Source organism: Pseudomonas sp. HS-18 (assembly GCF_020401845.1).
In the GTDB taxonomy this organism is placed as follows: Bacteria; Pseudomonadota; Gammaproteobacteria; order Pseudomonadales; family Pseudomonadaceae; genus Pseudomonas; species Pseudomonas nitroreducens.
Genome location: NZ_CP084413.1, coordinates 2,940,217 through 2,963,817, shown reverse-complemented (window position 1 = coordinate 2,963,817; position 23,601 = coordinate 2,940,217). Strand labels below are relative to the sequence as shown.

Here is a 23,601-nt window from a genome sequence, read left to right as displayed (position 1 = left end):
GCGCGGCGCCGGTGGACGGAAGGCGGCTGCGGCCGGGCGGCCGCAGCGCGGGTTCGGATCAGTGGAACGGGAAGATGTAGTTCATCCAGGCCGCCATGCGCAGGAGGATCTTGCGCATGATCGCCACGTGGTGGAAATGTTGGCTGTACAGCGCTGCCTGGCCGTAGGAGCCACCGGGCATCAAGCTGGCGTACTGGGCATAGTCGGGGTCGGTGATCTCGATGAACACCGGCACACGGCCGGCCGGCGGTGAGCCGGTGTAGCTGAGCAAGGTCCCGGAAGGCTGGACCTGGCCCTCGCCGATCACCCCGATGACCTGCTTGACCTTGCCACTGAAGACCTTGCCGGGAATGCCGTCGAAGGCAATCTCCGCCTCATCCCCGGAAGTCAGGCGCAGTTGGCTGTTCTGGCGCATCCAGGCGACGAAATACTGGCCTTCGTCCGGGACGAAGACCATCGAGGGGCGTAGCGGCAGGCGTGTCGCCATCATTCCCGGGCGCAGTGAGACGTGAGTGACGAACCCCCGTGAAGGCGCCCGCACCACTGTGTTGTCGAGGTTGAACTGGGCCAGCGCCAATTGCGCGTTCAGGTCGTCGACGCGGGCAGTGGTGAGGTCGACATCACGCTTGTTGCCAACATTGCGCAGGGCCAGCTCGCGGGCGCGGGCCTGGTCGGCGCGCGCCGATACCAGTTGCGCCTTGATCGAATCCAGCTTGAGCTGGAAAGGCCTGGGGTCGATGCGGAACAGCACGGCGCCCTTCTCGAGCATCTCGTTGCCCTTCACCGGTACCTCGATCACCTGGCCGGTCACCACAGGGATGACCGGCGTGGTCACGAAATAGGTGCGAGCCACCTCGGAATACGGGTGGTTGTAGTTCATGGTGAAGATCAGCGCGCCGATCAACACTACGCCGCCAAGCACGGCGGTAGGCACTGTCCACTTGTTCAGCGGGATGCGGAAGATCTTGAAGATGGCGATGCAGATCGCGGTGTAAGTCAGGATCAGCAACAGGTCCATGGCTCAGCCCTCCCCGCCGGGTCGTGACGGCGGGGCTGCTGGCGGAACTGGCGGCGGTTCGGCAATGACAGCGGGAGCGCGCCCTTCGAGTACCTCGAGCCGCTGGCGCAACTCGGCCAGTTGCCCTTCGAGATATTCCGCCTCGGCCTGTGGCGTCCTGCCGTGGTGGAAGCCCCAGCCACGGTCCTTGCGGTACAACATGGCCCAGATCCACAGGAACGGCCAGAGGGCGTGCAGGGTAAACAGGCTGACCCAGCCCGCCGCATGTATCGCGTCCTGATGCGGATGGTCGCGGTGAACGGCAATCTCGTAGGGAATGTCGTGCAGTACGATGATCCCGTAGAACAACACCACGGCGGCGAAGATCAGTATTCCCAGGGCAACGTAATCGAGCATCCCACACTCCTTGATCCCGGGCCCAATGCCTGGGAAGTCCGGATGAGTATGGCTTAGCCCCGGCGATCTGCACGATAGTGCTCAGGCCCGTGTGGCGGAGTTTAGAGCAATCGCCAGGCCGCCCTGGGCGCTGGGTTGCAACAGCTCCCATTCGTCAGGCCAGCCATCCAGCTGCCGGGATTTCGCGTTCACTTATCAAGGGGATCGCCGGGAGAAACGACATGCGAAAGTCCACCCTCCTGCTGCTGATCGGTGCGCTGGCCGTGCTGCTCGGCGGCTCGTCCTGCGGCGGTCACAACGACCGCCATGACGCCCCACCCAGACCGCCCATGGACGATGGGGAGATGGGCTACCAGCGGATTCCGCAGCAGCAGATCCAGCCCCAGGGGCAGTCGATTGCGCAACGCTGAAGCAGTCCGAACGCCGGCGTTGGCGCAAGCCAGGGTCCGCTCCTGCGAGAAGCCTCTGCGCCTGGCCCGGCTATCACCCCAGCCCTCGCCCTCATGGCGAGTGGGCCGCTCGGTGCAGGATGAAACCTTTGCCTCAGTCTGCTCGGACTGCCCCACTCACTGATTAGCGGGGCGCGCAGCCAGGGCCAGGGTAAGGGCATGCACGGGCAGCAATTTCCCAGAAGAAGACGGTGGCACCTACGCGGGCGTGGGCGTCATCAGGATCACCCGCGTCACCACCAACGCCAGCAACCCGACCACGGCGAAAGCGATGATGGTCGCCACGCCGCCGTCCTGCTGCAGAAAATCGGTCAACGCCGCAAGGGCTGCGGCCAGGAACAGCAACACCAGGCCAAACCACTGCATCCGCAGGGCGCGCAGGCGCCACGACCCAGGATGCTGGCTCAGGACGGTCTTCTGGTTGCCCATGGCGGCATCTCCATGAGGGGTGTCACACCACGCTAACAGGCAATCCGCCCCATGACGCGGGAACTGACGAAACGTACAAGGGAAGCCCGTACGGCGGCGCCATCGAATTGAAACCTTCATCCCCTGTCGCTGCCGAATGCTCATCGAAACGGCCGGGCCAGCAGGCCAGAGCGTTTCGCCATTGATACAGGTCCCCATGCTTGGCGTGGAACTGTCTATCCTTCATCGGGCTGTCACGAAACAGGGAAGGCCTGAATGCCTAAGAAGCTGGTGCTGGTGGCGCTGGTTGCGCTGCTGCTGGGGGGCGGAGTGTGGTGGTACCTGCACTCGCGCGCGAGTGACGACAAACGCCTGGTGCTCTACGGCAACGTGGACATCCGCCAGGTGTCGCTGGCCTTCACCGGCAGCGAGCGCATCGCGAAGATGAATGTCGAGGAAGGCGACCCGGTGAAAGCCGGCGACGTGCTGGCCAGCCTCGATACCCGCACCCTGCGCCTGCAGATCGACAAGGCCCAGGCGCAGATCGCCGCCCAGGAACAGAACCTGCTGCGTCTGAAGAACGGCTCGCGCCCCGAGGATATCGACCGCGCCAAGGCCCAGGACAAGGCCGCCCGCGCCCAGCTCGACCTCGCCAACACACAGTTGCGCCGCCTGCAGAATATCCGCGCCAGCAGCCCGGGCGGCCGTGCCGTGAGCCAGCAGGACATCGACAGCGCCACCTCGCAGCAGAAGGTCGCCCAGGCCGAGCTGGAAGACCGCCAGAAGTCCCTGCGCCTGGCGCAGATCGGTCCGCGCGCGGAAGACATCGCCCAGGCCGAAGCCCAGCTCGCCGCCGCCCGCGCCGATGTGGCGCTGCTGCAGCACAACCTCGACGAGGCCGACCTCAAGGCGCCGCAGAACGCCACCGTACGTTCGCGCCTGCTGGAGCCCGGCGACCTGGCCTCGCCGCAACGCCCGGTGTACTCCCTGGCGCTGACCGATCCGAAATGGATCCGGGCCTATGTCAGCGAAACCAACCTGGGCCGCATCAAGCCGGGGCTCAAGGCACAGGTGTTCACCGACAGCCATCCGGACCAGGCCATCGACGGCCACGTCGGCTTCATCTCCTCGGTGGCCGAGTTCACTCCAAAATCCGTGCAGACCGAAGAACTACGCACCAGCCTTGTCTACGAAGTCCGTGTGCTGGTGGCCGATCCGGACAATCGCCTGCGCCTGGGTATGCCGGCCACGGTGCGCTTCGCCGACGAGCAACGCTGATGACCACGACTCCGGCAGGCCGCGAAGAAGGCCCGGTCATCCGCGCCGAGGGCCTGGCCAAGCACTTCCTGGTGAAGGAGTCGGGCAAGGCCGTGCAGGCACTCAAGGACATCAGCCTGGACATCCCGCGCGGCCAGCTCACCGCACTGGTCGGTCCGGACGGGGCCGGCAAGACCACCTTCCTGCGCCTGGTTGCGGGGCTGCTGCAAGCCGATTCCGGTACCCTGACCGTGCTGGACCTGGACGTCCACGCCCACCCGCAGCAGGTTCAGGACCGCATCAGCTACATGCCGCAGCGCTTCGGCCTCTATGAAGACCTGAGCGTGCAGGAGAACCTCGACCTCTACGCCGACCTCCACGGCGTGCCGCACAAGGCGCGCCAGGAACGCTACCAGCGCCTGCTGGAGATGACCGACCTGGCCCGCTTCACCGACCGCCCGGCGGGCAAGCTCTCCGGCGGCATGAAGCAGAAGCTCGGGCTGGCCTGCACCCTGGTGCGCTCACCGGACCTGCTGCTGCTCGATGAGCCTACCGTTGGCGTCGACCCGCTGTCGCGCCGTGAGCTGTGGGAAATCATCCAGCAACTGATCGAACAGGAACAACTCAGCGTGCTGGTCTCCACCTCCTACATGGACGAGGCCGAGCGCTGCGCCGAAGTCTTCCTGCTGCACCAGGGCCAACTGATGGCCAAGGGCGACCCGGCATCGATCCGCGAGCACGCCGACAACCTCTGCTTCATCGCCACCCCGCCCCCGGACGAACCTGCGCGCACCTTGCAGGCGCGGCTGCTGGACGACCACCAGAACATCGTCGATGCCGTGCCGCAATCGGGCGAAGTGCGCTTCATCCGCCAGCCCGACGCGGATCAGGGCAAGCTCGACCAGCTACTCGATGGAGCCCCGGTACACCAGGTGGACGCGCGCCTGGAAGACGGTTTCATGTTCCTGCTGCGCGCCCGCAGCGATGCCGAGAAAGTCGACATGGAATCGCTCAAGGCCGGCACCCGTCGCCACGGAGAGGGCCACGCCGACAGCGACGAAACGGTGATCGAAGTGAAGGACCTGGTGCGCAAGTTCGGCGACTTCACCGCCGTGGCCAGCACCAGCTTCAGCGTGCACCGCGGGGAAATCTTCGGCCTGCTCGGCCCCAACGGCGCCGGCAAGACCACCACCTTCCGCATGCTCTGCGGGCTGCTGCCGGCCACCAGCGGCACGCTGCAGGTGGCCGGGGTCAACCTGCGCCACGCGCGGGCCCAGGCGCGGCGCAAGGTCGGCTACGTGTCGCAGAAGTTTTCCCTGTACGGCAACCTTTCGGTGGCGGAGAACCTGCGCTTCTTCGGCGGCGCCTATGGCCTGGGCGGCAGGCAGCTGAAGCAGCGGATGGCCAAGGTTTCCCGCCAATTCGACCTCGCCGGGCAGGAGGATTCGCCCAGCGGCCAGCTGCCCGGCGGCTTCAAGCAGCGCCTGGCGATGGCGGTGGGCCTGCTTCACGAGCCGGAAATCCTCTTCCTCGACGAACCCACCAGCGGCGCCGACCCCCTCGCCCGCCGCGGCTTCTGGCAGCGCATCACGGCGCTGGCGGCGTCCGGCACCACCATCATCATCACCACGCACTTCATGGAAGAGGCCGAGTACTGCGACCGCATCGTCATCCAGGACGCCGGCAAGCTGCTGGCCATGGGTACGCCGCGGGAAGTGCGCGAACAGGCCGGCGGCAAGGGCAGCACGCTGAACATGGAGCAGGCCTTTATCGAAATTGTGGAGACCAACCGCCAGCACGCCAAGGCAGGCACGGCATGAGCGCCGGCGGCTTCTGGCGGCGCCTGGCCTCGCTGACCCGCAAGGAAGTGCGGCAACTGGTGCGCGACCGCAGCAACCTGCTGATCGGCATCGGCCTGCCCATCGCGCTGATCCTGATCTTCGGCTACGGCCTGTCGCTGGACGTGAAACGCGCCATCGTCGCCATCGTCCTCGACGATCCCTCCCCCGTGGCCCGCGATGTGGCCGCCGGGATCAGCCGCACCGAATACCTGGAGCCGCACCTGGTGCGTTCATTCGCCGAAGGCGAGAAGCTGATGCGAGACCGCGAGGTCGACGCGGTGGTGCAGTTCCCTTCCGATTTCACCCGCAATCTCAACGATGGCCATGCGCAGATCCAGGTCCTGGTTCAGGGTTCGGACGCCACCCGCGCCGCCAGCGTCTCCACCTACGTCAGCAGCGCACTGGCGGGCTACGCCGAGAAGCAGGCCGACCGTGGCGCCGGCTCAGCGAGCCAGGCTGGCGCGGTCACCATCGTCCAGCGCATGTGGTTCAACGCCGCCAACACCAGCACCTGGTACCTGGTGCCGGGCCTGATCGTGCTGATCATGACCCTGGTCGGCGCCTTCCTCACCGCCCTGGTGATGGCCCGCGAATGGGAACGCGGCACGCTGGAAGCACTGTTCGTCACGCCGGTGCGCCCGGTGGAAATCCTCCTGGCGAAGATCATCCCCTGCTTCGGCATCGGCATGATCGGCCTGGCGCTGTGCCTGCTCGCCGCACGCTTCCTGTTCGACGTGCCGATCTACGGCTCCTTCATCGTGCTGGTGATCTCCTCCATGCTCTACATGCTGGTGGCGCTGGGCATCGGCCTGCTGATCTCGGCGGTGACCAAGAACCAGTTCCTCGCCAGTCAGATCGCCCTGCTCGCCAGCTTCCTGCCGGCGATGATGCTCTCGGGCTTCATCTTCGACCTGCGCAACGTGCCGACCGCCATCCGCGTGATCGGCAACCTGTTGCCGGCGACCTACTTCATGGAGCTGGTGAAATCCCTGTTCCTGGCCGGCGACTTCTGGCCGATGATCTTCAAGAACTGCGCCATCCTCGCCGCTTACGCCGTCGCGCTGCTGGGCCTGGCGCGGCTGGTGACGCGCAAGCGGCTGGACTAGAACGTGTTCAAGGTCTCGCCGAGCACAGCCCAGACAAGGCGGAAACGGGCGAAAAAGCGCAGTTTACGTGCCGTAAATGAGCATTTTGAGCCTGTTTCCAACGCAGTATGGGCAAGCGCAGGCAGACATTGAGCAGGTTCTGACGACATGGAATTTCTCTGGCGCATCCTCAACCTCTGGCGCAAGGAACTGCTGGTGATCCTCAAGGACCCGGCCAACCGCATCGTGCTGGTGGCGCCGGTGCTGATGCAGAGCGTGCTGTTCGGCTACGCCGTGACCTTCGACCTCAACGACGCCCCCTACGCCATCCTCGACCTCAGCCACAGCGAATCCTCCACCCGCCTCGCCTCGCGCCTGGACGGCAGCGGCATCTTCCACCGGGTGGCGACCCTGACCCGCGTCGAGGAAATCCAGACGGTGATCGACGAGCAGAAGGCGCTGCTGGTGATCCACATCCCGTCGGACTTCCAGACCCGCCTGACCCAGGGCGACCCGGCGCCGATACAGGTCATCCTCGACGGCCGCAACTCCAACACCGCCGGCTCCGCCGCTGCCGGGCTCGCCGTGGTGGTGGACCAGTTCAACCGCGAACAGGGCCTGGCCTCGGCGCCCATCAGCGTGGTCAGCCGCTCCTGGTACAACCCCAACCTGGAAACCCGCTGGCCGCTGATCCCCGCGCTGATCGCCACCCTGAGCATGATGCAGACGCTGATGCTCACCGCACTCTCGGTCGCCCGCGAACGCGAACAGGGCACCTTCGACCAGTTGCTGGTGACACCCTACACGCCGCTGGAAATCATGTTCGGCAAGGCCATCCCGCCGCTACTCATCGGCCTGGTGCAGGCCACGCTGGTGCTGCTGATGGCGCTGTTCTGGTTCCGAATACCCATGGCCGGCTCGCTGATCAACCTCTATGGCGGGCTGACGGTCTTCACCATCGCCTGCGTCGGGCTGGGCATGTCGATCAGCGCCGTGTCGCTGAACATGCAGCAGGCGATGCTCTACACCTTCGTGCTGATCATGCCGCTGACGCTGCTGTCCGGCCTCGCCACGCCGGTGCGCAACATGCCCGAGTTCCTGCAGATCGTGACCTACGCCAACCCGCTGCGCTTCGGCATCGACCTGATCCAGCGGGTGTACCTCGAAGGCGCGACCCTGGCCGACGTGGGGCTCAACCTGATCCCCATGCTGGTGGTCGCTGCGGTCACCTTGCCACTCGCCTCGTGGCTGTTCCGCCACCGGCTTGCGTGAGAGAAAGAAGATGAAGCGCAACCTCACTCCCGCTGCAATTGTCGTTATCACCCTTGGTGGATGCGCCGTCGGCCCCGACTACGAAGCGCCGAAAACCCAGGCACCGGCGAGCTGGCAGGCCGCCCACGCCGGCGCCGGACAACTGCACCCGGTGGAGGGCAGTACCCGGCTCAGCGAGGACTGGTGGACCCTGTTCAGCGACCCGGTGCTGAACAACCTGCAACGCCGCGCCGACAAGGCCAGCCCGGACCTCAAGACTGCCGCGCTGCGCTTCGCCCAGAGCCGCCTGCAGCGGCAGATGGTGGCGGCCCAGCGCGGCGTCGACGTCAACGCTTCGGCCGCTGTGAATCGCCAGCGCCTGAGCGAGAACGGCTCCAACGCGCTGATGATCCAGCGCATCGCACCGACCGGTGACAGCGGCCAGATCGCCAAGGTCCTGGCCGAACCCTTCACGCTCTACCAGGCCGGCTTCGACGCTTCGTGGGAGCCCGACCTGTGGGGTCGCATCCGTCGCTCCATCGAGGCCGCCGATGCCAGTGTCGATGCGCAGCAGGCAATGTTGGAGGAAACCCGCCTGGGCATTTCGGCGGAACTGGCCCGCAGCTACTTCGAGCTGCGCGGCGTGCAGCAACAGATCGCCGTGGCGCAGCAGGACATCGCCGCCACCGAGGAATCCATGCAGCTGATCCAGGTGCGGGCTGATGGCGGGCTGGTGGATGATTTCGACGTCGAACGCCAGCGCGGCCAGCTCGCCGAGCTGCGTTCCAGCCTGCCGCCACTGCAGGCCAGCGAGAGCGCGGCGATCAACCAGATCGGCGTACTGATCGGCGCCGAGCCGGGCAGCCTGCGCGAGGACCTGAAACCCGTCGCGCAGACTGCGCCGCAGGCACCGGACCTGAGCCTCGGCCTGCCCTCGGAAGTGGCGCGCCGGCGCCCGGATATCCGCGCCGCTGAAGCCCAACTGCACGCCGCCACCGCCAACATCGGCGTGGCCGTGGCCGACCTCTATCCGACCATCCGCCTGGGCGCACATTTCGGCTACGAGTCGGTGGAAGACAGCAAATTCGGCGATTGGGGAAGCCGGACCTGGACGGTCGGCCCGAGCCTCTCTCTGCCGATCTTCGACAACGGCCGGCGTCGCTCGCAGATCAATCTGCGCAAGCTGGAACAGCAGGAAGCCGCCGTGTCCTACCAGCAGACCGTGCTCAAGGCCTGGCAGGAAGTCGACGACGCGCTGAGCCACTACGGCGCCGAACGCCAGCGCAACCAGCGCTTGCAGGAAAAACTGCGCAGCAGCGATATCGCCTATGGCATGGCCAAGGCGCGCTACGCCGGCGGCATGACCGACTTCCTGGTGGAACTGGACGCCCAGCGCGCCTACCTGCAATCACGCCGCGACGTGGTGGACAGCGACACCCAGCTGCGCCTGACGCTGATTGCCCTGTGCAAGGCACTGGGCGGCGGCACGCCGACGCCCGAGGCCAGCGCCAGCCGCTGAGGTCAGTTCTTCTGTGCGGTGACCTTGCCGTCGCGCAGGTCCTTGGCGACCCGCCGCTGCATCTCGTAGGCCGGTGCCTCCACGGCGTCGAAATCGTCCGTGTAACGCGTGGCGAAGCCCTGCACACCCCATTCCTGATACTGTTTCACGTGCCACAGCTCGTGGGCCCAGAGAGCGACGTCCTTCTGCGCGTCCTCTTCGCTGCGGAAGACGATCACGTCCACCAGGGTGACAGCCTCGGTGTCGGGGTTCTGCATGATCGCCTGGCCGGCGTTCAGGTCGTCCAGTGCGCCAATGGAATAACGCGCTGCCATCAGCACGTCATCGGCGAAATAGGGCTGCAACTGAGCACGGATTTCCAGCGGCATCGGTTCGGTGCCGCCCTGCACAGCCTGATCGCGGGACTGCTGGAGCCACACGCCCAGCGCCTGGGCCGCCACCTTGCGGGTGTCGGTGAGTACTGGGCCGAGCACGGCGCCGAGGTCTGGCAGGCACATACAGGTATCCAGGCAGACCTGGCGCTGCCCTGACGGGCAAGTCACCGCCAGGGCATCGACGGAAACGGCCAATCCGGCAAGCAGCGCCAGGGCGCGCAGGATGCGGGTTGGGCAAAGGGATGACATGAATGGCTCCGCTACAACGTGGAGGAAGGCATGGCCTTTTGGACCACAGGCCGGCGCGATCATGCCATGCCGCCGGCAAAAAAAGAGGGCTGGCGCGACCGGTGAGACTTCTGCTAGCTTCTGCCCCATGAATGCCGCCAACCGTACCTTCCAGCAGATTATTACCACCATCGCTCCGATGGTGGGTTAGCGCATTCCGCGAACAACCAAACCCGCCTCCCGGCGGGTTTTTTAATGCCCGCCGTCCGAGGCTCCGATCATGGAGACACCGATGGACCAGGCATTCCCCCCACCACAGCACCCGCTGCAAGCGCTCATCCAGGCCGCCGACGAAGCCATCGGCCGCGAGGACTTCGACGCGCTGATCGACTTCTACACCGACGACGCCCTGCTGGTGGTCAAGCCCGGCCTGTTCGCACGCGGCAAGGGGCAGATCCGCCAGGCCTTCGTCGCCATCGCCGAGCACTTCGGGCACAACCTGCGGGTGCGCCAGGGGCGCCTGGAAATCCTCGAGACCGGCGACACCGCCCTGGTCGTGGCGCAGACCCTGCTCGACACCAGCCACGGCAAACTGACCCGCCGCGCCACCTACGTCTTTCGCTGCGAGGCCGACGGCGCCTGGCGCTGCGCCGTGGACAACTCCTACGGCACCGACCTGCTGGAGGCCACGACATGAATACCGGCACATTGCACCTGCTGTGCGGCAAGGCGGCGTCGGGCAAGTCCTGCCTGGCGCGGGAGCTGGCCCAGGCGCCGGGCACCGTGATGCTGGCCGAGGAACAGTGGCTGGCCGAACTGTTCCCCTGGGGCATCAGCAGCCCCGACGACTACCAGCTCTACGCCCGCCGTGTACGCAAGGTGATGGGGCCGCACGTGGTCGGCCTGCTGCGCGCCGGCACCAGCGTAGTGCTGGATATTCCCGCCAATACCCTGGCCGACCGCCGCTGGCTGATCGACCTGGCGCAACAGGCCGGCGCGGCGCATTGCCTGCACTTCCTCGACATCGACCCGGCCACCTGCCGCAGCCGCCTGCTGGCGCGCCATGCCATCGCCCCGCTGGCGGCCCCGCTGGACCCAGCCGGCTACGAGGCGCTCAACCGCTACTTCGTCGCCCCGCGCCCGGAGGAAAAACTGCGGGTGCAGCGCCATGGCGGCTGAGCGCGTAGAATCGCCGCCCCGATCCGCCGAATCAGCCTGTGTAGAAAGACCCGAAGCATGAACACCGACGCCATCGCTACCCTGCGCGAGCAACTGCTTGCGGCCCTGAACCCCGCCCCCGCGGAGTCCCGCCGCCTGTTCCACGGCCGCGGTCGGCGCTGGCCGGGGCTGGAGCAGTTGACCGCCGACTGGCTGGAAGGCGTGCTGCTGGTTTCGCTGTTCCGCGAACCTGCCGAAGGCGAGCTGGCGGCACTCAGGACGATGCTGGTCGAACTGGCGCAAAGCGAAACCTGGCGCGCCACCGGCGCCCGCAGCCTGATGCTGCAGCACCGCTACACCCTGGAAAGCACCATGGAAGTGCTTCATGGCGAAGCCTTCGACGGCTGGCAGATCAGCGAACACGGCCTGCGCTACCAGCTGGACCTGGGCCGCAAGCAGAACAACGGCCTGTTCCTCGACATGCGCTACGGTCGCCAGTGGGTACAGGCCAACGCCAGCGGCCTGCGCGTACTCAACCTGTTCGCGTACACCTGCGGCTTCTCCGTGGCGGCCATCGCCGGCGGCGCGCAGAAGGTGGTCAACCTCGACATGGCCCGCGCCGCGCTCAGCCGTGGCCGCGACAACCACCGTCTGAACGGCCACGATCTGTCCAGGGTGAGCTTCCTCGACCACGACCTGTTCAAGTCCTGGGGCAAGGTGAAGAAGTCCGGCCCCTACGACCTGATCATCATCGACCCGCCGAGCTTCCAGAAAGGCAGCTTCGTCCTCGACAAGGACTACGCCCGCGTCCTGCGCCGCCTGCCGGAACTGCTGGACGGCAGCGGTACCGTACTGGCCTGCGTGAACGACCCGGCCGTTGGCATCGACTTCCTGCTCCAGGGCATGGCCACCGAGGCGCCGCACCTACGTTTCATCGAGCGCCTGGAGAACCCGCCGGAATTCGCCGACATCGAGGAAGACAGCGGATTGAAGGCACTGGTATTTCGTCTCGATTGTTCCGTAGGGCGCATAACGCCAACGGCGTTATCCGCCGTTTCATCGCTCAGGGGCACCTGAACGGCGGATAACCGTGAACGGTTATTCGCCCTACGCATGCCATACCTCCCGATGAAAGGCCGCACTACCCCTTGCGGCCAAGCCTTCACCACGCCATCCTTGGCACTGTATGTAAAACCAGTGCCCGCCGATGTCTGCGCCGCTCGACCCCAGCCTCTATTACCTGACCAACTTCCACCGCGCCCTCGACTGGATCGACGAGCGCTACGCCGACCTGCTCGACGCCGAGGAAGCCCGGTTCATCGCGGACTTCCGCGCGCTGCCGCAGCCCTCGCGGGCGCTGCTGGTACGCCTGGTCATGCGCAAGGGGCCGCACTTTCGCGCCGGCAAGCTGAGCTATGCCGAGATCGGCGATATCCCCGAGGCCGCCGCGCCGCTGCTGGAGCTGGGCTGGCTGAGCGATGACTACCCGCTGGCACTGGACGAACTGCTGCCGTTGCTGCTCAAGGACGAACTGCTCGCGCGCTTCCGCGACGACCTGCCGCGCGGCTCGCTGAAGAAGGCCGAGTTGTACGAGTACCTGCACGCCTATCACGAGCAGGTGCAGCCATTCGACAGCTGGTACCCGGACCTCGACCGCCTCTATACCCTCATGGCGACGCCGCTTTGCGACCGTCTGCGCCTGCTGTTCTTCGGCAACCTGCAGCAGGACTGGTCCGAATTCGTCCTCGCCGACCTCGGCATCTTCCGCTACGAAACCGTCCCCTTCACCCCCGATTCCCGCGCCTTCCGCCGCCGCGATGAACTGGAGGCCTACATCCACCTGTGGAATGGCGCCGTCCGCTTCGACGCCGGCGAATCCATCGCCGAGCTGCTGGTCGAACTGGGCGAGTTCCGCAGCGACAACGCCTACCTGCAAGCCCGCCACGCCCGCCTGTTGTACCGCATGGCCTATCAGCTGGAGCGTGAAGGCGAGCTGGACGCCGCCCTGGCGCTCTATCGGCGGACCACTGCCGGGGGCTCACGACAGCGGCAGATCCGCGTGCTGGAACGCCTGCAGCGCTTCGATGAAGCGCATGCACTGGCCCAGGCCGCACTGACCGCGCCGGAAAGCGACGGCGAGCTGCAGCTTGTGGAGCGCGCGCTGACGCGACTGGTCCGCCAGCTTGGCCTGCCGAAGGAAAAAGCGGCCAAGCCCGTACCACCATTGCGTATCGACCTGGAACTGCCGCGCCCCGACGTCAACGTCGAATTCGCCGTGCAATCCGTGCTCCACGAGGAAGAGGCGCCAGTGCACTACGTGGAGAACGCGCTGGTCTGCAGCCTGTTCGGCCTGCTCTGCTGGGACGTGATCTTCGCCCCGCTGCCCGGCGCCTTCTTCCACCCCTTCCAGGCCGGGCCCAGCGATCTGTATCGCGGCGATTTCGTCAGCCGCCGCGCCGAAGCCTTCGCCGCCCGCCTGGCACTGCTGGATAGCGACGCGTATCTCTCGGCCATCCGCGACACCTACGCCACCAAGTCCGGCATCCTCTCGCCTTTCGTGCACTGGGAACTGCTGGATGAAAACCTGCTGGAGCAGGCCCTGCACTGCCTGCCGGCGGCACACCTGAAGCTGTGGTTCGCGCGCCTGCTGGCCGACCCGAAGGCCAACCGCGCCGGCATGCCCGACCTCATCCAGTTCTGGCCCAGTGAGGCGCGCTACCGGATGATCGAAGTGAAAGGCCCCGGCGACCGCCTGCAGGATAATCAAAAGCGCTGGCTGGCGTTCTGCGCCGAGCACGGCATGCCGGTAGAAGTCTGCTACGTGCGCTGGCAGGGTGAGGCGGACGAAAGCCAATGAGCTACGCCGTCGCCGTGCGCGCGCTGTGCGAATTCACCGCCAAGGAAGGTGACCTCGACCTGCGCTTCACCCCCGCGCCCACTGCCCAGGAAGGCATGGCCGGGCACGCCACGGTGGTCTCGCGCCGGGGCCTTGGCTATATCGCCGAGTTGCCGCTGCGCGGGGAGTATCCGGGGCTGGTGGTCAGCGGCCGCGCCGATGGCTACGACCCCGACGCCAACCTGCTGGAAGAGATCAAGACCCACCGCGGCGACGTCGCGCGCATCCCGCAGAACCACCGGCTGCTGCACTGGGCACAGGTGAAGGTGTACGGCTGGCTGCTGTGCCAGACGCTGGAGACCGACGCCATCGATCTCGCCGTCGTCTACTTCAACGTCATCACCCAGAAGGAAACGGTATTCCGCGAGCGCTTCGTCGCCGATGACCTGCGCACCTTCTTCGAGCTGCAATGCAGCCGCTTCGTGAAATGGGCCGAGCAGGAAAGCGCCCACCGCATCGAACGCGACCAAGGCCTGGAGGCGCTGCGCTTCCCCTACGCGGACTTCCGCCAGGGCCAGCGCATGCTCGCCGAATCGGTCTACCGCGCCGCCCGCGACGGCCAGACGCTGATGGCCCAGGCCACCACGGGCATCGGCAAGACCCTCGGCACGCTGTTCCCGCAGCTCAAGGCGTTCCCCGGCCAGAAGCTCGACCGGCTGTTCTTCCTCACCGCCAAGACTCCCGGCCGGCGCCTGGCCCTCGACGCCCTGGCGACCCTGCGCCAGCAGGACGCCGCGCAGCCGCTGCGGGTGCTGGAGCACGTCGCCCGCGACAAGGCCTGCGAGCACCCGGACAAATCCTGCCATGGCGACTCCTGCCCCTTGGCCAAGGGTTTCTACGACCGTCTGCCCGCCGCCCGCGAGGCCGCGCTCAAGCAGCGCTGGCTGACCCAGGAAGCACTACGCGACGTGGCGCTGCAGCACCATGTCTGCCCCTACTACCTGAGCCAGGAACTGTGCCGCTGGGCCGACGTGGTGGTGGGCGACTACAACTACTATTTCGACATGAGCGCCCTGCTCTACGGCCTTACCGTGCTCAACGAGTGGAAGGTCACCCTGCTGGTGGACGAGGCGCACAACCTCATCGAGCGCGGCCGCGGCATGTACAGCGCCGAGCTGGACCAGTCCGAGTTCAACGCCCTGCGCAAGGTCGCCCCGGCCGGGCTGAAAGGCGTGCTGGAGCGCGTCGGCCGCCACTGGAACCAGATGCACCGCGACCAGGAGGTCGACTACCAGATCTACCCGACGGTGCCGGACCTGTTCATCGCCGCGCTGCAGAAAGCCGTCAGCGCCATCACCGACCACCTCACCGACCAGCCCACCGGCAACGAGGCCGAACTGCTGCGCTTCTACCTCGACGCCATGCTGTTCTGCCGGCTGGCCGAAGCCTACGGACCGCACTCGCTGTTCGACATCACCCGCCACGACGGCAGCGGCCAGCGCACGCTCTCCACCCTGTGCCTGCGCAACGTGGTGCCGGCGCCCTTCCTCGAACCGCGCTTCGAGGCGGCCCACAGCACCACGCTGTTCTCCGCCACGCTGAACCCGGCCAATTACTACGCCGACCTGCTCGGCCTGCCGGAAGACACCACCTGGCGCGAAGTGGAATCGCCCTTCCGCGCCGAGCAACTGGAAGTCCATGCGCTGAGCAACCTGTCCACCCGCTACCAGCACCGCGAGGCCAGCCTGTCGCCGATCAGCACGTTGATGGCCCGGCAGTTCCGCACGCGCCCCGGCAACTACCTGGCCTTCTTCAGCAGCTACGCCTACCTGCAGCAGGCGCTGGAACGCTTCGCCGCCGAGCACCCGGACATTCCGCGCTGGGTACAGTCGCGCAGCATGAACGAGCTCGAGCGCCAGGCTTTCCTCGACCGCTTCACCCCGCACTCGCAGGGCATCGGCTTCGCCGTGCTCGGCGGCGCCTTCGGCGAGGGCATCGACCTGCCGGGTGAGCGCCTGATCGGCGCCTTCATCGCCACGCTGGGCCTGCCGCAGGTGAACGAGGTCAACGAGGAAATCAAGCAACGCATGCAGGCGATGTTCGGCGACGGCTACGACTACACCTACCTGTTCCCCGGCCTGCAGAAGGTCGTCCAGGCGGCCGGGCGGGTGATCCGCACGCCCACGGATTCGGGGGTGATCTACCTGCTCGATGACCGTTTCAACCAGCCGGCGGTGCGGCGCCTGCTGCCGGGGTGGTGGAAGCCGGAGCGGCTGAGGTTCGTTGCCGATCCGCCGCGCTCGAAAACGCCGCAAGGTTTTTTGCTGCTTTGACCCTGCACTGTTCTCCCTAGACGGTCCTTATCCGCGAAGGCCGTCGCGGCGGATATGGCAGCCACAGAGATCCTCTTCAGTACATCGCCTGTCGACCATCCGCGGAGAAGCTCCGCTCCAACGCGAGCAGAAACGCTGGAGCCGGCCCTTCGAAGAGATCCGGCGCGTCCGAACAACCATCGGACCAACCGCCATTGACGGCATCTCCCCACTCGATAAACTGTATATCCATACAGTTATTTTCGAGCCATCCCATGCACTATCCATCCCATCTTCTTCCCTGGCACTCCTGCCAGGCGCATGACCGTCGCCGTTCGCCGGTCGAGAGTGCATGATGGGCAGCGTGGTTGCGCTCGACACCCTGTTCCACCGGCGGCAGGTCTGGAAAGGTCAGCCCCAGGGGCTGCCGCCCAGCCAGCAACCCACCGGCCACGCCGCGCTGGATCAGGCCCTGCCCACCGGTGGCTGGCCGGAAGCCGCCCTCAGCGAGATCCTTCTGGCAGCAGAAGGCGTCGGCGAACTGCAACTGATCTGGCCGACCCTGGCACGACTCAGCGCAGCCGGCGAACGTATCGTGCTGGTCGCACCGCCCCACATCCCCTACCCGGCCGCCTGGCAGGCGGCTGGCGTGGAGCTAGATCAGATGAGTATCGTCCGCGCCGCTGGCCGTGACGCTCTCTGGGCTGCCGAACAGTGCCTGCGCTCGGGCAGTTGTGGTGCCGTGCTGTGCTGGCCGCAACAGGCCGACGACCGTGCCCTGCGTCGCCTGCAGGTGGCTGCCGAAACCGGGCAGACGCTGGCCATCGCCTACCGCTCGCAGCGTGAAGGGTTCAATCCCTCGCCCGCCGCCCTGCGCCTGGCACTGGACGCCAACCCGGCGCAATTGCGCGTGCTCAAGTGCCGTGGCGGCCTGGCGCCGACGCGGCCCATCCCGTTGCCCTGGCACTGAGGCCGTCATGCTCTGGGCCTGCATTCTCCTGCCACAGCTGGCAATGGACGGCGCGCTCCGTGGCCGTCCCGAGCCGGACGCCGCCCTGGCACTGCTCACCGGACCAGCGCAACGCCGCGTGTTGCAAGCGGTGAACCCGGCGGCGCGGGCGCTGGGGCTCAAGCCCGGCCAGTCGCTCACCGCCGCCCAGGCCCTGAGCCGCGATTTCGAAACCGCCGAGTACGACCTGCGCGAAGTGCAGCGCTGGCAGGACCTGCTGGCCGCCTGGGCCTACGGTTTCAGCTCGCAGGTCAGCCAGCACTACCCGCGTGCGCTGCTGATGGAAGTGCAGTCCAGCCTGCAACTGTTCGGCCCCTGGCCACGCTTCGAGGCGCGCCTGCGCGAAGAGTTGAACGCCCTGGGTTTTCGCCACCGCATCACCGCTGCGCCCAATCCGGCCGCCGCGCGCATCCTCGCCAATGGCCACGATGGGCTGACCATCCACGATAACGAGCAACTGCGTCAGTACCTGGGCAGGATGCCACTGGACCGCCTCGGCCTGGAGCGCAACGCCGCCACCTCGCTGAACCGCATGGGCCTGCGCAGCCTGCAGCAACTGCTTGTCCTGCCACGCGAGAGCCTGGCCCGGCGCTTCCCGCCGCAGGTACTGCGCCAGGTCGACACCCTGCTCGGCCAGCGCCCGCTGGCCCTGGAGTTCCACCGACCACCGGACAGCTTCGAGTCGCGCATCGAGCTGAACTTCGACGTGGAGTCCACCCAGGCCCTGCTCTTCCCGCTGCGCCGCCTGACCGGCGACCTGGGCGCCTTCCTCGCCGGGCGCGACAGCGGCGTGCAGCGCTTCGTCCTGCATCTGGAGCACCACGACGGCCCGGACACGCAGATGCCGGTGGGCCTGCTCAGCGCCGAGCGCGAGGCGGCGATGCTCTTCGAGCTGAGCCGGGGCCGCCTGGAACAACTGCAACTGCGCGCCCCGGTACACAGCGTGCGGCTCATCGCCGACGACTTGCCGCCCTTCGTGCCGCAACACCGCGAGCTGTTCGACGACCGTCCGCAGCAATCCCAACCCTGGGAACAGCTGCGTGAACGCCTGCGCGCTCGATTGGGCGACGACGCCGTGCACGGCCTCGGCGCCTGCGCCGAACACCGCCCGGAGCGCGCCTGGCAGGGCAACTCCACACCGCGTCTGTCCATTACCGAGGTCCCGCGCCCCGGCTGGCTGCTGGCAGAACCGCAACCGCTGCGCGAATTCGCCCCTACCCTGCTGGCCGGCCCGGAGCGCATCGAGTCCGGCTGGTGGGACGGCGAGGACATCCGCCGCGACTACTACCAGGTGCGCACCCGCAGCGGGCAGCGCGCCTGGGTGTTCCGCCCGGTGGGCGACGACGGCCCGTTGCTGCTGCACGGCTGGTTCGCATGAGCGCGCCGGTCGAAGGCATCGACTATGCCGAGTTGCACTGCCTGTCCAACTTCAGCTTCCAACGCGGCGCCTCCAGCGCGGCCGAGCTGTTCGAGCGGGCGAAGAAGCTGGGCTACCGCGCCCTGGCGATCACCGACGAATGCAGCCTGGCCGGCATCGTCCGCGCCTGGCAGGCCTCGAAGGAAACCGAGATTCCCCTGATCACCGGCAGCGAACTGAACATCGAGCAGGGCCCGAAACTGGTGCTGCTGGCGGAGAACCTCGCTGGCTACGAAAACCTCTGCCGCCTGCTCACCCACGCCCGGCGCCGCGCCGAGAAAGGCAGCTACCGCCTGGTACGCGCGGACTTCGACGGCAACCTCGACTACCTGCTGGCGATCTGGCTGCCGCGAGACGACCAGGATCAGGACGGCCTGTGGCTGCGCGAAAGCTTCCCCGAGCGCCTGTGGCTGGGCGTCGAGCTGCACAAGGGCCCGGACGACGCCGGCAAGCTGCATCGCCTGCGCGAACAGGCCGCGCGCCTGGCCATCCCCGCCGTGGCCTGCGGCGACGTGCACATGCATATCCGCGGCCGCCGCGCCCTGCAGGACTGCATGACCGCCATCCGCCAGCACCTGCCGGTGCACGAGGCCGGCCAGTATCTCTATCCCAACGGCGAGCGGCATTTGCGGCCGAGGGAGGCGCTGGCGGCGATCTATCCGGACGATTTGCTGGCGGAGACTTTGAAGATTGCCGAGCGTTGCACCTTCGATCTCGGTCAACTGGATTATCAGTACCCGCGCGAGCTGGTGCCCGAAGGTCACACGCCCACCACCTGGCTGCGGGAGAAGACCGAGGAAGGCATCCTGTGCCGCTGGAAAGACGGCGCCGATGCCGCCGTCCGCCAGCGTGTCGAGGATGAACTTGCGCTGATCGCCGAGCTTGAGTACGACAGCTACTTCCTCACGGTCTACGACATCGTCGCCTTTGCCCGCAGCCAGAGCATTCTCTGCCAGGGACGCGGCTCGGCGGCCAACTCGGTGGTCTGCTTCGCCCTTGGCATCACCGAGCTGGACCCGACCCGCGAACACGTACACCTGCTGTTCGAACGCTTCATCTCCCGCGAACGCAATGAGCCGCCGGACATCGACGTCGACTTCGAGCACGACCGCCGCGAGGAAGTCATCCAGTACGTGTTCCGCCGCTACGGCCGCACGCGCGCGGCGCTCACCGCCGTGGCCAGCACCTACCGCGGCGCCGGCGCGGTGCGCGACGTGGCCAAGGCGCTGGGATTGCCGCCGGACCAGGTCGGCGCGCTGGCCGACTGCTGCGGCGCCTGGAGCCGCGAAGCGCCGCCGCCCGAGCGCCTGAGAGAGGCCGGCTTCGACCCGGAAAATCCGATCCTGCGCCGCGTGCTGGCGCTGACCGGCCAGTTGGTCGGCTTCCCCCGGCACCTGTCGCAGCACCCCGGCGGCTTCGTGATCTCCCAGCAGCCGCTGGAAACCCTGGTACCGGTGGAAAACGCCGCCATGCCTGAGCGCACCCTGATCCAGTGGGACAAGGACGACCTCGACGCGGTGGGGCTGCTCAAGGTCGATGTGCTCGCCCTCGGCATGCTCAGCGCCCTGCGCCGCTGCTTCGACCTGATCGAGCGTTATCGCGGGGAACGCTACACCCTCGCTTCGCTGCCCCAGGAGTGCAAAAAGACCTATGAAATGATCAGCCGCGCCGACACCGTGGGCGTGTTCCAGATCGAATCCCGCGCGCAGATGGCCATGCTGCCGCGCCTCAAGCCCGAGACCTTCTACGACCTGGTGATCGAAGTGGCCATCGTCCGCCCCGGCCCGATCCAGGGCGACATGGTGCATCCGTACCTGCGGCGGCGGAACAAGGAAGAGCCGGTCGTCTACCCCTCCGAGGAGCTCAAGCCGGTGTTCGAGCGCACCCTCGGCGTGCCGCTGTTCCAGGAGCAGGTCATGCAACTGGCGATCATCGCCGCCGAGTACACGCCCGGCGAAGCCGATCACCTGCGCCGCTCCATGGCCGCCTGGAAACGCCACGGCGGGCTTGAGCCGCACCGCAAGAAACTGTTCGAACGCATGACCGCCAAGGGCTACAAGCAGGAATACATCGCCCGCATCTTCGAGCAGATCAAGGGTTTCGGCAGCTACGGCTTCCCCGAATCCCACGCCGCCAGCTTCGCCCTGCTCACCTACGCCAGCTGCTGGCTGAAATGCCACGAACCGGCGGCCTTCACCTGCGCCCTCATCAACAGTTGGCCCATGGGTTTCTACAGCCCCGACCAACTGTTGCAGGACGCCCGCCGCCACGGCCTGGATATCCGCCCGGTGGACGTACGCCACAGCCACTGGGACTGCACCCTGGAACCCATCGCCGAACGCCAGCCGGCAATCCGCCTTGGCCTGCGTCTGGTGCGTGGGCTACGCGAGGATGTCGCCAACACCATCGCCCAGGCGCGCGAACTACGTCCCTTCGTCGACGTCGCCGACCTCTGCCTGCGTGCCCATCTGGACCACCGTGCCCGTGAACAGCTGGCCGACGCCGGCGCCCTGCGCGGCCTCGCCGGCCACCGGCACAAGGCGCGCTGGGCGGTTGCCGGGGTCGAGCCGCAACTGCCGCTGTTCGCCGGCCAGGTCACCGAGGAAGCGCCGGTCAGCCTGCCGCTGCCCAGCCGCGGCGAAGACCTGCTGACCGACTACGCGACCCTGGGCACCACCCTCGGCCCGCACCCCATGACCCTGCTGCGCGGCGCCCTCAAGGCCCGTCGCTGCCGCAGCTCGCGGGACCTGCTCAAGCTCGAAGCCGATCGCCCGGTGCGCGTCGCCGGCCTGGTGGTCGGTCGGCAACGGCCGGGGACGGCCAGCGGTGTCACCTTCATCACCCTGGAAGACGAGTTCGGCATGATCAACGTGATCGTCTGGCGCGACCTTGCCGAACAGCAGCGCCGTCCCTTCCTCAGCGCCCGCCTGATGCAGGTGGACGGCACCCTGGAGGCCAAGGACGGCGTGCGCCATGTGATCGCCGGGCGGTTGACGGATTTGAGTAGACTGCTGGAGGGGTTGGATGTGCGGAGTCGGGACTTCCACTAACCGCTTGCATCCTGGCCTCAGCTCAGGCTTGGAACTTTCAAGAGCCGTACTGGAGTTTCTCGAACCAAACGTTCAGCGAAAGAAAAAGATGCATTTACCCGCACCGTGCCGACAAAACGAAACATCATTTTGATATCAGACATCATCCGAATATAGAGAGGCGCCGGTAGGAAAAAGCGGATTGAACAATATCTCCGCCCTCACATCGAGATCGACGGCCGATAATCCAGCTTGGTCTAGGATCACCATCAAGAAGATTAAACGCCGAAGAAATAGCGGCTGCGAAGGGATGTGGTATGAAGTTCTTCGAGAAACTCGATGCGTTCGCGGGCAAGGCCCGTCAGGAAAGTATCTCCAACAAAAACTCCAACACGACAGGCACTCGCTCGGTTCACGCCTTCCTCCGCTCCATCCTGGAGTACGGCATAGACAACCCCGACGAGATCATCTGCGACTACTCCTGCCGGATCGGCGAAAATCGGGTTGAACAGCTCGCCTACGCTATCGTCCTGGATCAGTCCATCCATTGTTTGGTCAAACAGGTCGAGCATGGAACGCGCATGGGTGCATTCCAGCGCAACGCCCTCTCCCGAGCCCACAACGCCTGCGCCGCTAGCCTTTCCATTCTCACGGATGGACAGGTCTATGAATTCTTCGCTGACCTGCTCACCCCCGGGATAATGGACAGAACCCCATTCCTCGTCGTCGATCTGCGAAACATCGATGCACCATCCGTATCCAAGCTCAAGCTCCTGACCAAGTCAGCCTATCGTTCGATTCCCACGACCCAGTCCCCGGAAGAGCTGAACTACATCAAATCGATCAGCCACGAGCTCAAAAGACGGATTACCAAGCCCGATGAAGACTTTATGAAGAACTTCTGTCGAGCCGGCCTGTAGCTCCTTCCGGCGGTTCACACGCGAAGAGCGACAACCAGGCGAATACCCATCGGTGGATTGATTTGAAGGTTGCAGCTTGGCAACCTGCTCTCCTCCACTGCCAGTACGAGTTCCATGATCACCCTCCGCCACATCGAAGTCTTCCGCGCGGTCATGACCACCGGCAGCGTCACCCGCGCAGCAACGTTCCTGCATACCAGCCAGCCCACCGTCAGCCGCGAACTGGCTCGGCTCGAGCAACTGGTCGGCTTCGAGCTGTTCCTGCGCGAGCGCGGGCGGCTGGCGCCGACGGCGCGGGCGTTGATGCTGTTCGAGGAGGTGGAGCGCTCCTTCACCGGACTCGACCGCATCGTCGCCTTCGCCGACAGCCTGGGGCAGTTCGCCGAGGGCAAGTTCTCCATCGGTTGCCTGCCGGCGCTGTCCCAGGCGCTGCTGCCGGAAGCCTGCAAGCGCTTCAGCCGGGAGAACCCGGCCATCAGCCTGGAAGTGGCGGCCCTGGAATCGCCGCACCTGGAGGAAGCCCTCAGCGCCCAGCACCACGATATCGGCCTGATCGAGAACGACGCCGCCCCGCGCGGCACCGAATTGCAGCCGCTGCTGGCGGTGGACGAAGTATGCATCCTTCCAGACGGCCATCCGCTGCTGGCCCGCGAGCGCCTGGAGACGGCGGATTTCGCCGGCCTGCCCTTCGTCAGTCTGGCCACCAGCGACCGCTACCGGCACCTGATCGACGCCGTGTTCCTCGGCGTCGGCGTGCAACGGCAGATGCAGGTGGAAACCCACAGCGCCGTCTCGGTGTGCAGCATGGTCCGCGCCGGTTTGGGCCTGGCCGTGGTCAACCCGATCACCGCGCTGATGTTCCAGGGCCAGGGCATCCAGCTGCGGCCGCTGGCATTCTCGCTGCCGTTCCAGGTGAGCGTGGCGAAGCCGCTGTATCGCCCTGCTACCCCGCTGCGCGAGCGCTTCGTCGCGGCACTCCAGGCAGAAGCGGGCGTGCTGGTACAGCGCCTGCGCGAAGCCGGTGTGGGCTGCACCCTATATCAAAAATGAATTGATTGAATAACAAGCGGCATTATTCAGCCAATCAAAGGCCC

General features: G+C 66.4%; 20 protein-coding genes. 16 read left to right on the top strand and 4 right to left on the bottom strand.

Features of this window, described 5'->3' with window-relative positions:
* Positions 1-58: 58 nt before the first annotated feature.
* Both LDJ84_RS13875 and LDJ84_RS13870 read right to left on the bottom strand, forming a co-directional pair.
* Positions 59-1,018: an HlyD family secretion protein gene (locus LDJ84_RS13875; RefSeq protein WP_024762746.1), complete on the bottom strand. Its 960-nt coding sequence runs from the start codon at positions 1,016-1,018 to the stop codon at positions 59-61.
* Positions 1,019-1,021: 3 nt separating this feature from the next.
* Positions 1,022-1,414 carry a DUF3302 domain-containing protein gene (locus tag LDJ84_RS13870; protein WP_024762745.1) on the bottom strand — a complete coding sequence of 131 codons (393 nt, stop codon included), beginning with the start codon at positions 1,412-1,414 and terminating at the stop codon, positions 1,022-1,024.
* Between the two features lie 221 nt (positions 1,415-1,635).
* Here LDJ84_RS13870 and LDJ84_RS13865 point away from each other — a divergent pair, with 221 nt between their 5' ends.
* Positions 1,636-1,824, top strand: coding sequence for a hypothetical protein (locus LDJ84_RS13865; protein WP_065083885.1), 189 nt, complete (start codon positions 1,636-1,638; stop codon positions 1,822-1,824).
* 237 nt (positions 1,825-2,061) lie between these two features.
* On the opposite strand, the gene LDJ84_RS13860 is transcribed toward LDJ84_RS13865, so the two are convergent.
* The gene (locus LDJ84_RS13860) at positions 2,062-2,292 is read right to left on the bottom strand and encodes a hypothetical protein (RefSeq protein WP_226046483.1); all 231 of its coding nucleotides are present in this window, start codon (positions 2,290-2,292) and stop codon (positions 2,062-2,064) included.
* Between the two features lie 255 nt (positions 2,293-2,547).
* Here LDJ84_RS13860 and LDJ84_RS13855 point away from each other — a divergent pair, with 255 nt between their 5' ends.
* From LDJ84_RS13855 to LDJ84_RS13835, 5 genes are all read left to right on the top strand, one after another.
* Positions 2,548-3,549: an HlyD family efflux transporter periplasmic adaptor subunit gene (locus LDJ84_RS13855; protein WP_024762742.1), complete on the top strand. Its 1,002-nt coding sequence runs from the start codon at positions 2,548-2,550 to the stop codon at positions 3,547-3,549.
* The gene (locus LDJ84_RS13850; protein WP_226046482.1) at positions 3,549-5,348 is read left to right on the top strand and encodes an ATP-binding cassette domain-containing protein; all 1,800 of its coding nucleotides are present in this window, start codon (positions 3,549-3,551) and stop codon (positions 5,346-5,348) included. Before LDJ84_RS13855 ends, LDJ84_RS13850 begins: the two co-directional genes overlap by 1 nt.
* Positions 5,345-6,475, top strand: coding sequence for an ABC transporter permease (locus LDJ84_RS13845; protein WP_226046481.1), 1,131 nt, complete (start codon positions 5,345-5,347; stop codon positions 6,473-6,475). Before LDJ84_RS13850 ends, LDJ84_RS13845 begins: the two co-directional genes overlap by 4 nt.
* A gap of 147 nt (positions 6,476-6,622) precedes the next feature.
* Complete coding sequence (locus LDJ84_RS13840) at positions 6,623-7,726, top strand: ABC transporter permease (RefSeq protein ID WP_065083883.1); 1,104 nt, start codon at positions 6,623-6,625, stop codon at positions 7,724-7,726.
* Positions 7,727-7,736: 10 nt separating this feature from the next.
* The gene (locus LDJ84_RS13835; RefSeq protein ID WP_226046480.1) at positions 7,737-9,224 is read left to right on the top strand and encodes an efflux transporter outer membrane subunit; all 1,488 of its coding nucleotides are present in this window, start codon (positions 7,737-7,739) and stop codon (positions 9,222-9,224) included.
* A 2-nt stretch (positions 9,225-9,226) separates the two neighbouring features.
* On the opposite strand, the gene LDJ84_RS13830 is transcribed toward LDJ84_RS13835, so the two are convergent.
* The gene (locus LDJ84_RS13830; protein ID WP_024762737.1) at positions 9,227-9,847 is read right to left on the bottom strand and encodes a DUF4157 domain-containing protein; all 621 of its coding nucleotides are present in this window, start codon (positions 9,845-9,847) and stop codon (positions 9,227-9,229) included.
* Positions 9,848-10,118: 271 nt separating this feature from the next.
* Here LDJ84_RS13830 and LDJ84_RS13825 point away from each other — a divergent pair, with 271 nt between their 5' ends.
* The 10 genes from LDJ84_RS13825 (at position 10,119) to LDJ84_RS13780 (ending at position 23,557) form a co-directional block, all read left to right on the top strand.
* The gene (locus LDJ84_RS13825) at positions 10,119-10,523 is read left to right on the top strand and encodes a YybH family protein (RefSeq protein ID WP_226046479.1); all 405 of its coding nucleotides are present in this window, start codon (positions 10,119-10,121) and stop codon (positions 10,521-10,523) included.
* Entirely contained in the window at positions 10,520-11,005 is a 486-nt protein-coding gene (locus LDJ84_RS13820) for an AAA family ATPase (protein ID WP_065083881.1), read from the top strand. The genes LDJ84_RS13825 and LDJ84_RS13820 overlap by 4 nt, the downstream gene beginning before the upstream one ends.
* A 57-nt stretch (positions 11,006-11,062) precedes the next feature.
* Entirely contained in the window at positions 11,063-12,061 is a 999-nt protein-coding gene (locus LDJ84_RS13815) for a class I SAM-dependent methyltransferase (protein ID WP_226046478.1), read from the top strand.
* A gap of 130 nt (positions 12,062-12,191) precedes the next feature.
* Entirely contained in the window at positions 12,192-13,841 is a 1,650-nt protein-coding gene (locus LDJ84_RS13810) for a VRR-NUC domain-containing protein (RefSeq protein ID WP_226046477.1), read from the top strand.
* Complete coding sequence (locus tag LDJ84_RS13805; RefSeq protein ID WP_226046476.1) at positions 13,838-16,153, top strand: ATP-dependent DNA helicase; 2,316 nt, start codon at positions 13,838-13,840, stop codon at positions 16,151-16,153. The genes LDJ84_RS13810 and LDJ84_RS13805 overlap by 4 nt, the downstream gene beginning before the upstream one ends.
* Before the next feature lie 334 nt (positions 16,154-16,487).
* Positions 16,488-17,102 (top strand): translesion DNA synthesis-associated protein ImuA, encoded by a 615-nt coding sequence (gene imuA / locus LDJ84_RS13800; RefSeq protein ID WP_024762730.1) that lies wholly within the window; start codon positions 16,488-16,490, stop codon positions 17,100-17,102.
* Positions 17,103-17,109: 7 nt separating this feature from the next.
* On the top strand, positions 17,110-18,519 hold the full coding sequence (locus tag LDJ84_RS13795) for a Y-family DNA polymerase (RefSeq protein ID WP_170858613.1): 1,410 nt from the start codon (positions 17,110-17,112) through the stop codon (positions 18,517-18,519).
* The gene (locus LDJ84_RS13790) at positions 18,516-21,608 is read left to right on the top strand and encodes an error-prone DNA polymerase (RefSeq protein WP_065083877.1); all 3,093 of its coding nucleotides are present in this window, start codon (positions 18,516-18,518) and stop codon (positions 21,606-21,608) included. The genes LDJ84_RS13795 and LDJ84_RS13790 overlap by 4 nt, the downstream gene beginning before the upstream one ends.
* 296 nt (positions 21,609-21,904) lie before the next feature.
* Entirely contained in the window at positions 21,905-22,507 is a 603-nt protein-coding gene (locus tag LDJ84_RS13785) for a hypothetical protein (RefSeq protein WP_065083876.1), read from the top strand.
* 114 nt (positions 22,508-22,621) lie between these two features.
* Positions 22,622-23,557 (top strand): LysR family transcriptional regulator, encoded by a 936-nt coding sequence (locus tag LDJ84_RS13780; protein WP_024762252.1) that lies wholly within the window; start codon positions 22,622-22,624, stop codon positions 23,555-23,557.
* Positions 23,558-23,601: the final 44 nt, after the last annotated feature.

Coding starts and splice junctions, on each gene's coding strand:
- LDJ84_RS13815 (WP_226046478.1), top strand. CDS start 11,063: ATGAACACCGACGCCATCGCTACCCTGCGCGAGCAACTGCTTGCGGCC.
- LDJ84_RS13860 (WP_226046483.1), bottom strand. CDS start 2,292: ATGGGCAACCAGAAGACCGTCCTGAGCCAGCATCCTGGGTCGTGGCGC.
- LDJ84_RS13855 (WP_024762742.1), top strand. CDS start 2,548: ATGCCTAAGAAGCTGGTGCTGGTGGCGCTGGTTGCGCTGCTGCTGGGG.
- LDJ84_RS13845 (WP_226046481.1), top strand. CDS start 5,345: ATGAGCGCCGGCGGCTTCTGGCGGCGCCTGGCCTCGCTGACCCGCAAG.
- LDJ84_RS13865 (WP_065083885.1), top strand. CDS start 1,636: ATGCGAAAGTCCACCCTCCTGCTGCTGATCGGTGCGCTGGCCGTGCTG.
- LDJ84_RS13805 (WP_226046476.1), top strand. CDS start 13,838: ATGAGCTACGCCGTCGCCGTGCGCGCGCTGTGCGAATTCACCGCCAAG.
- LDJ84_RS13840 (WP_065083883.1), top strand. CDS start 6,623: ATGGAATTTCTCTGGCGCATCCTCAACCTCTGGCGCAAGGAACTGCTG.
- LDJ84_RS13835 (WP_226046480.1), top strand. CDS start 7,737: ATGAAGCGCAACCTCACTCCCGCTGCAATTGTCGTTATCACCCTTGGT.
- LDJ84_RS13780 (WP_024762252.1), top strand. CDS start 22,622: ATGATCACCCTCCGCCACATCGAAGTCTTCCGCGCGGTCATGACCACC.
- LDJ84_RS13850 (WP_226046482.1), top strand. CDS start 3,549: ATGACCACGACTCCGGCAGGCCGCGAAGAAGGCCCGGTCATCCGCGCC.
- imuA (WP_024762730.1), top strand. CDS start 16,488: ATGGGCAGCGTGGTTGCGCTCGACACCCTGTTCCACCGGCGGCAGGTC.
- LDJ84_RS13810 (WP_226046477.1), top strand. CDS start 12,192: ATGTCTGCGCCGCTCGACCCCAGCCTCTATTACCTGACCAACTTCCAC.
- LDJ84_RS13795 (WP_170858613.1), top strand. CDS start 17,110: ATGCTCTGGGCCTGCATTCTCCTGCCACAGCTGGCAATGGACGGCGCG.
- LDJ84_RS13870 (WP_024762745.1), bottom strand. CDS start 1,414: ATGCTCGATTACGTTGCCCTGGGAATACTGATCTTCGCCGCCGTGGTG.
- LDJ84_RS13820 (WP_065083881.1), top strand. CDS start 10,520: ATGAATACCGGCACATTGCACCTGCTGTGCGGCAAGGCGGCGTCGGGC.
- LDJ84_RS13875 (WP_024762746.1), bottom strand. CDS start 1,018: ATGGACCTGTTGCTGATCCTGACTTACACCGCGATCTGCATCGCCATC.
- LDJ84_RS13830 (WP_024762737.1), bottom strand. CDS start 9,847: ATGTCATCCCTTTGCCCAACCCGCATCCTGCGCGCCCTGGCGCTGCTT.
- LDJ84_RS13785 (WP_065083876.1), top strand. CDS start 21,905: ATGAAGTTCTTCGAGAAACTCGATGCGTTCGCGGGCAAGGCCCGTCAG.
- LDJ84_RS13825 (WP_226046479.1), top strand. CDS start 10,119: ATGGACCAGGCATTCCCCCCACCACAGCACCCGCTGCAAGCGCTCATC.
- LDJ84_RS13790 (WP_065083877.1), top strand. CDS start 18,516: ATGAGCGCGCCGGTCGAAGGCATCGACTATGCCGAGTTGCACTGCCTG.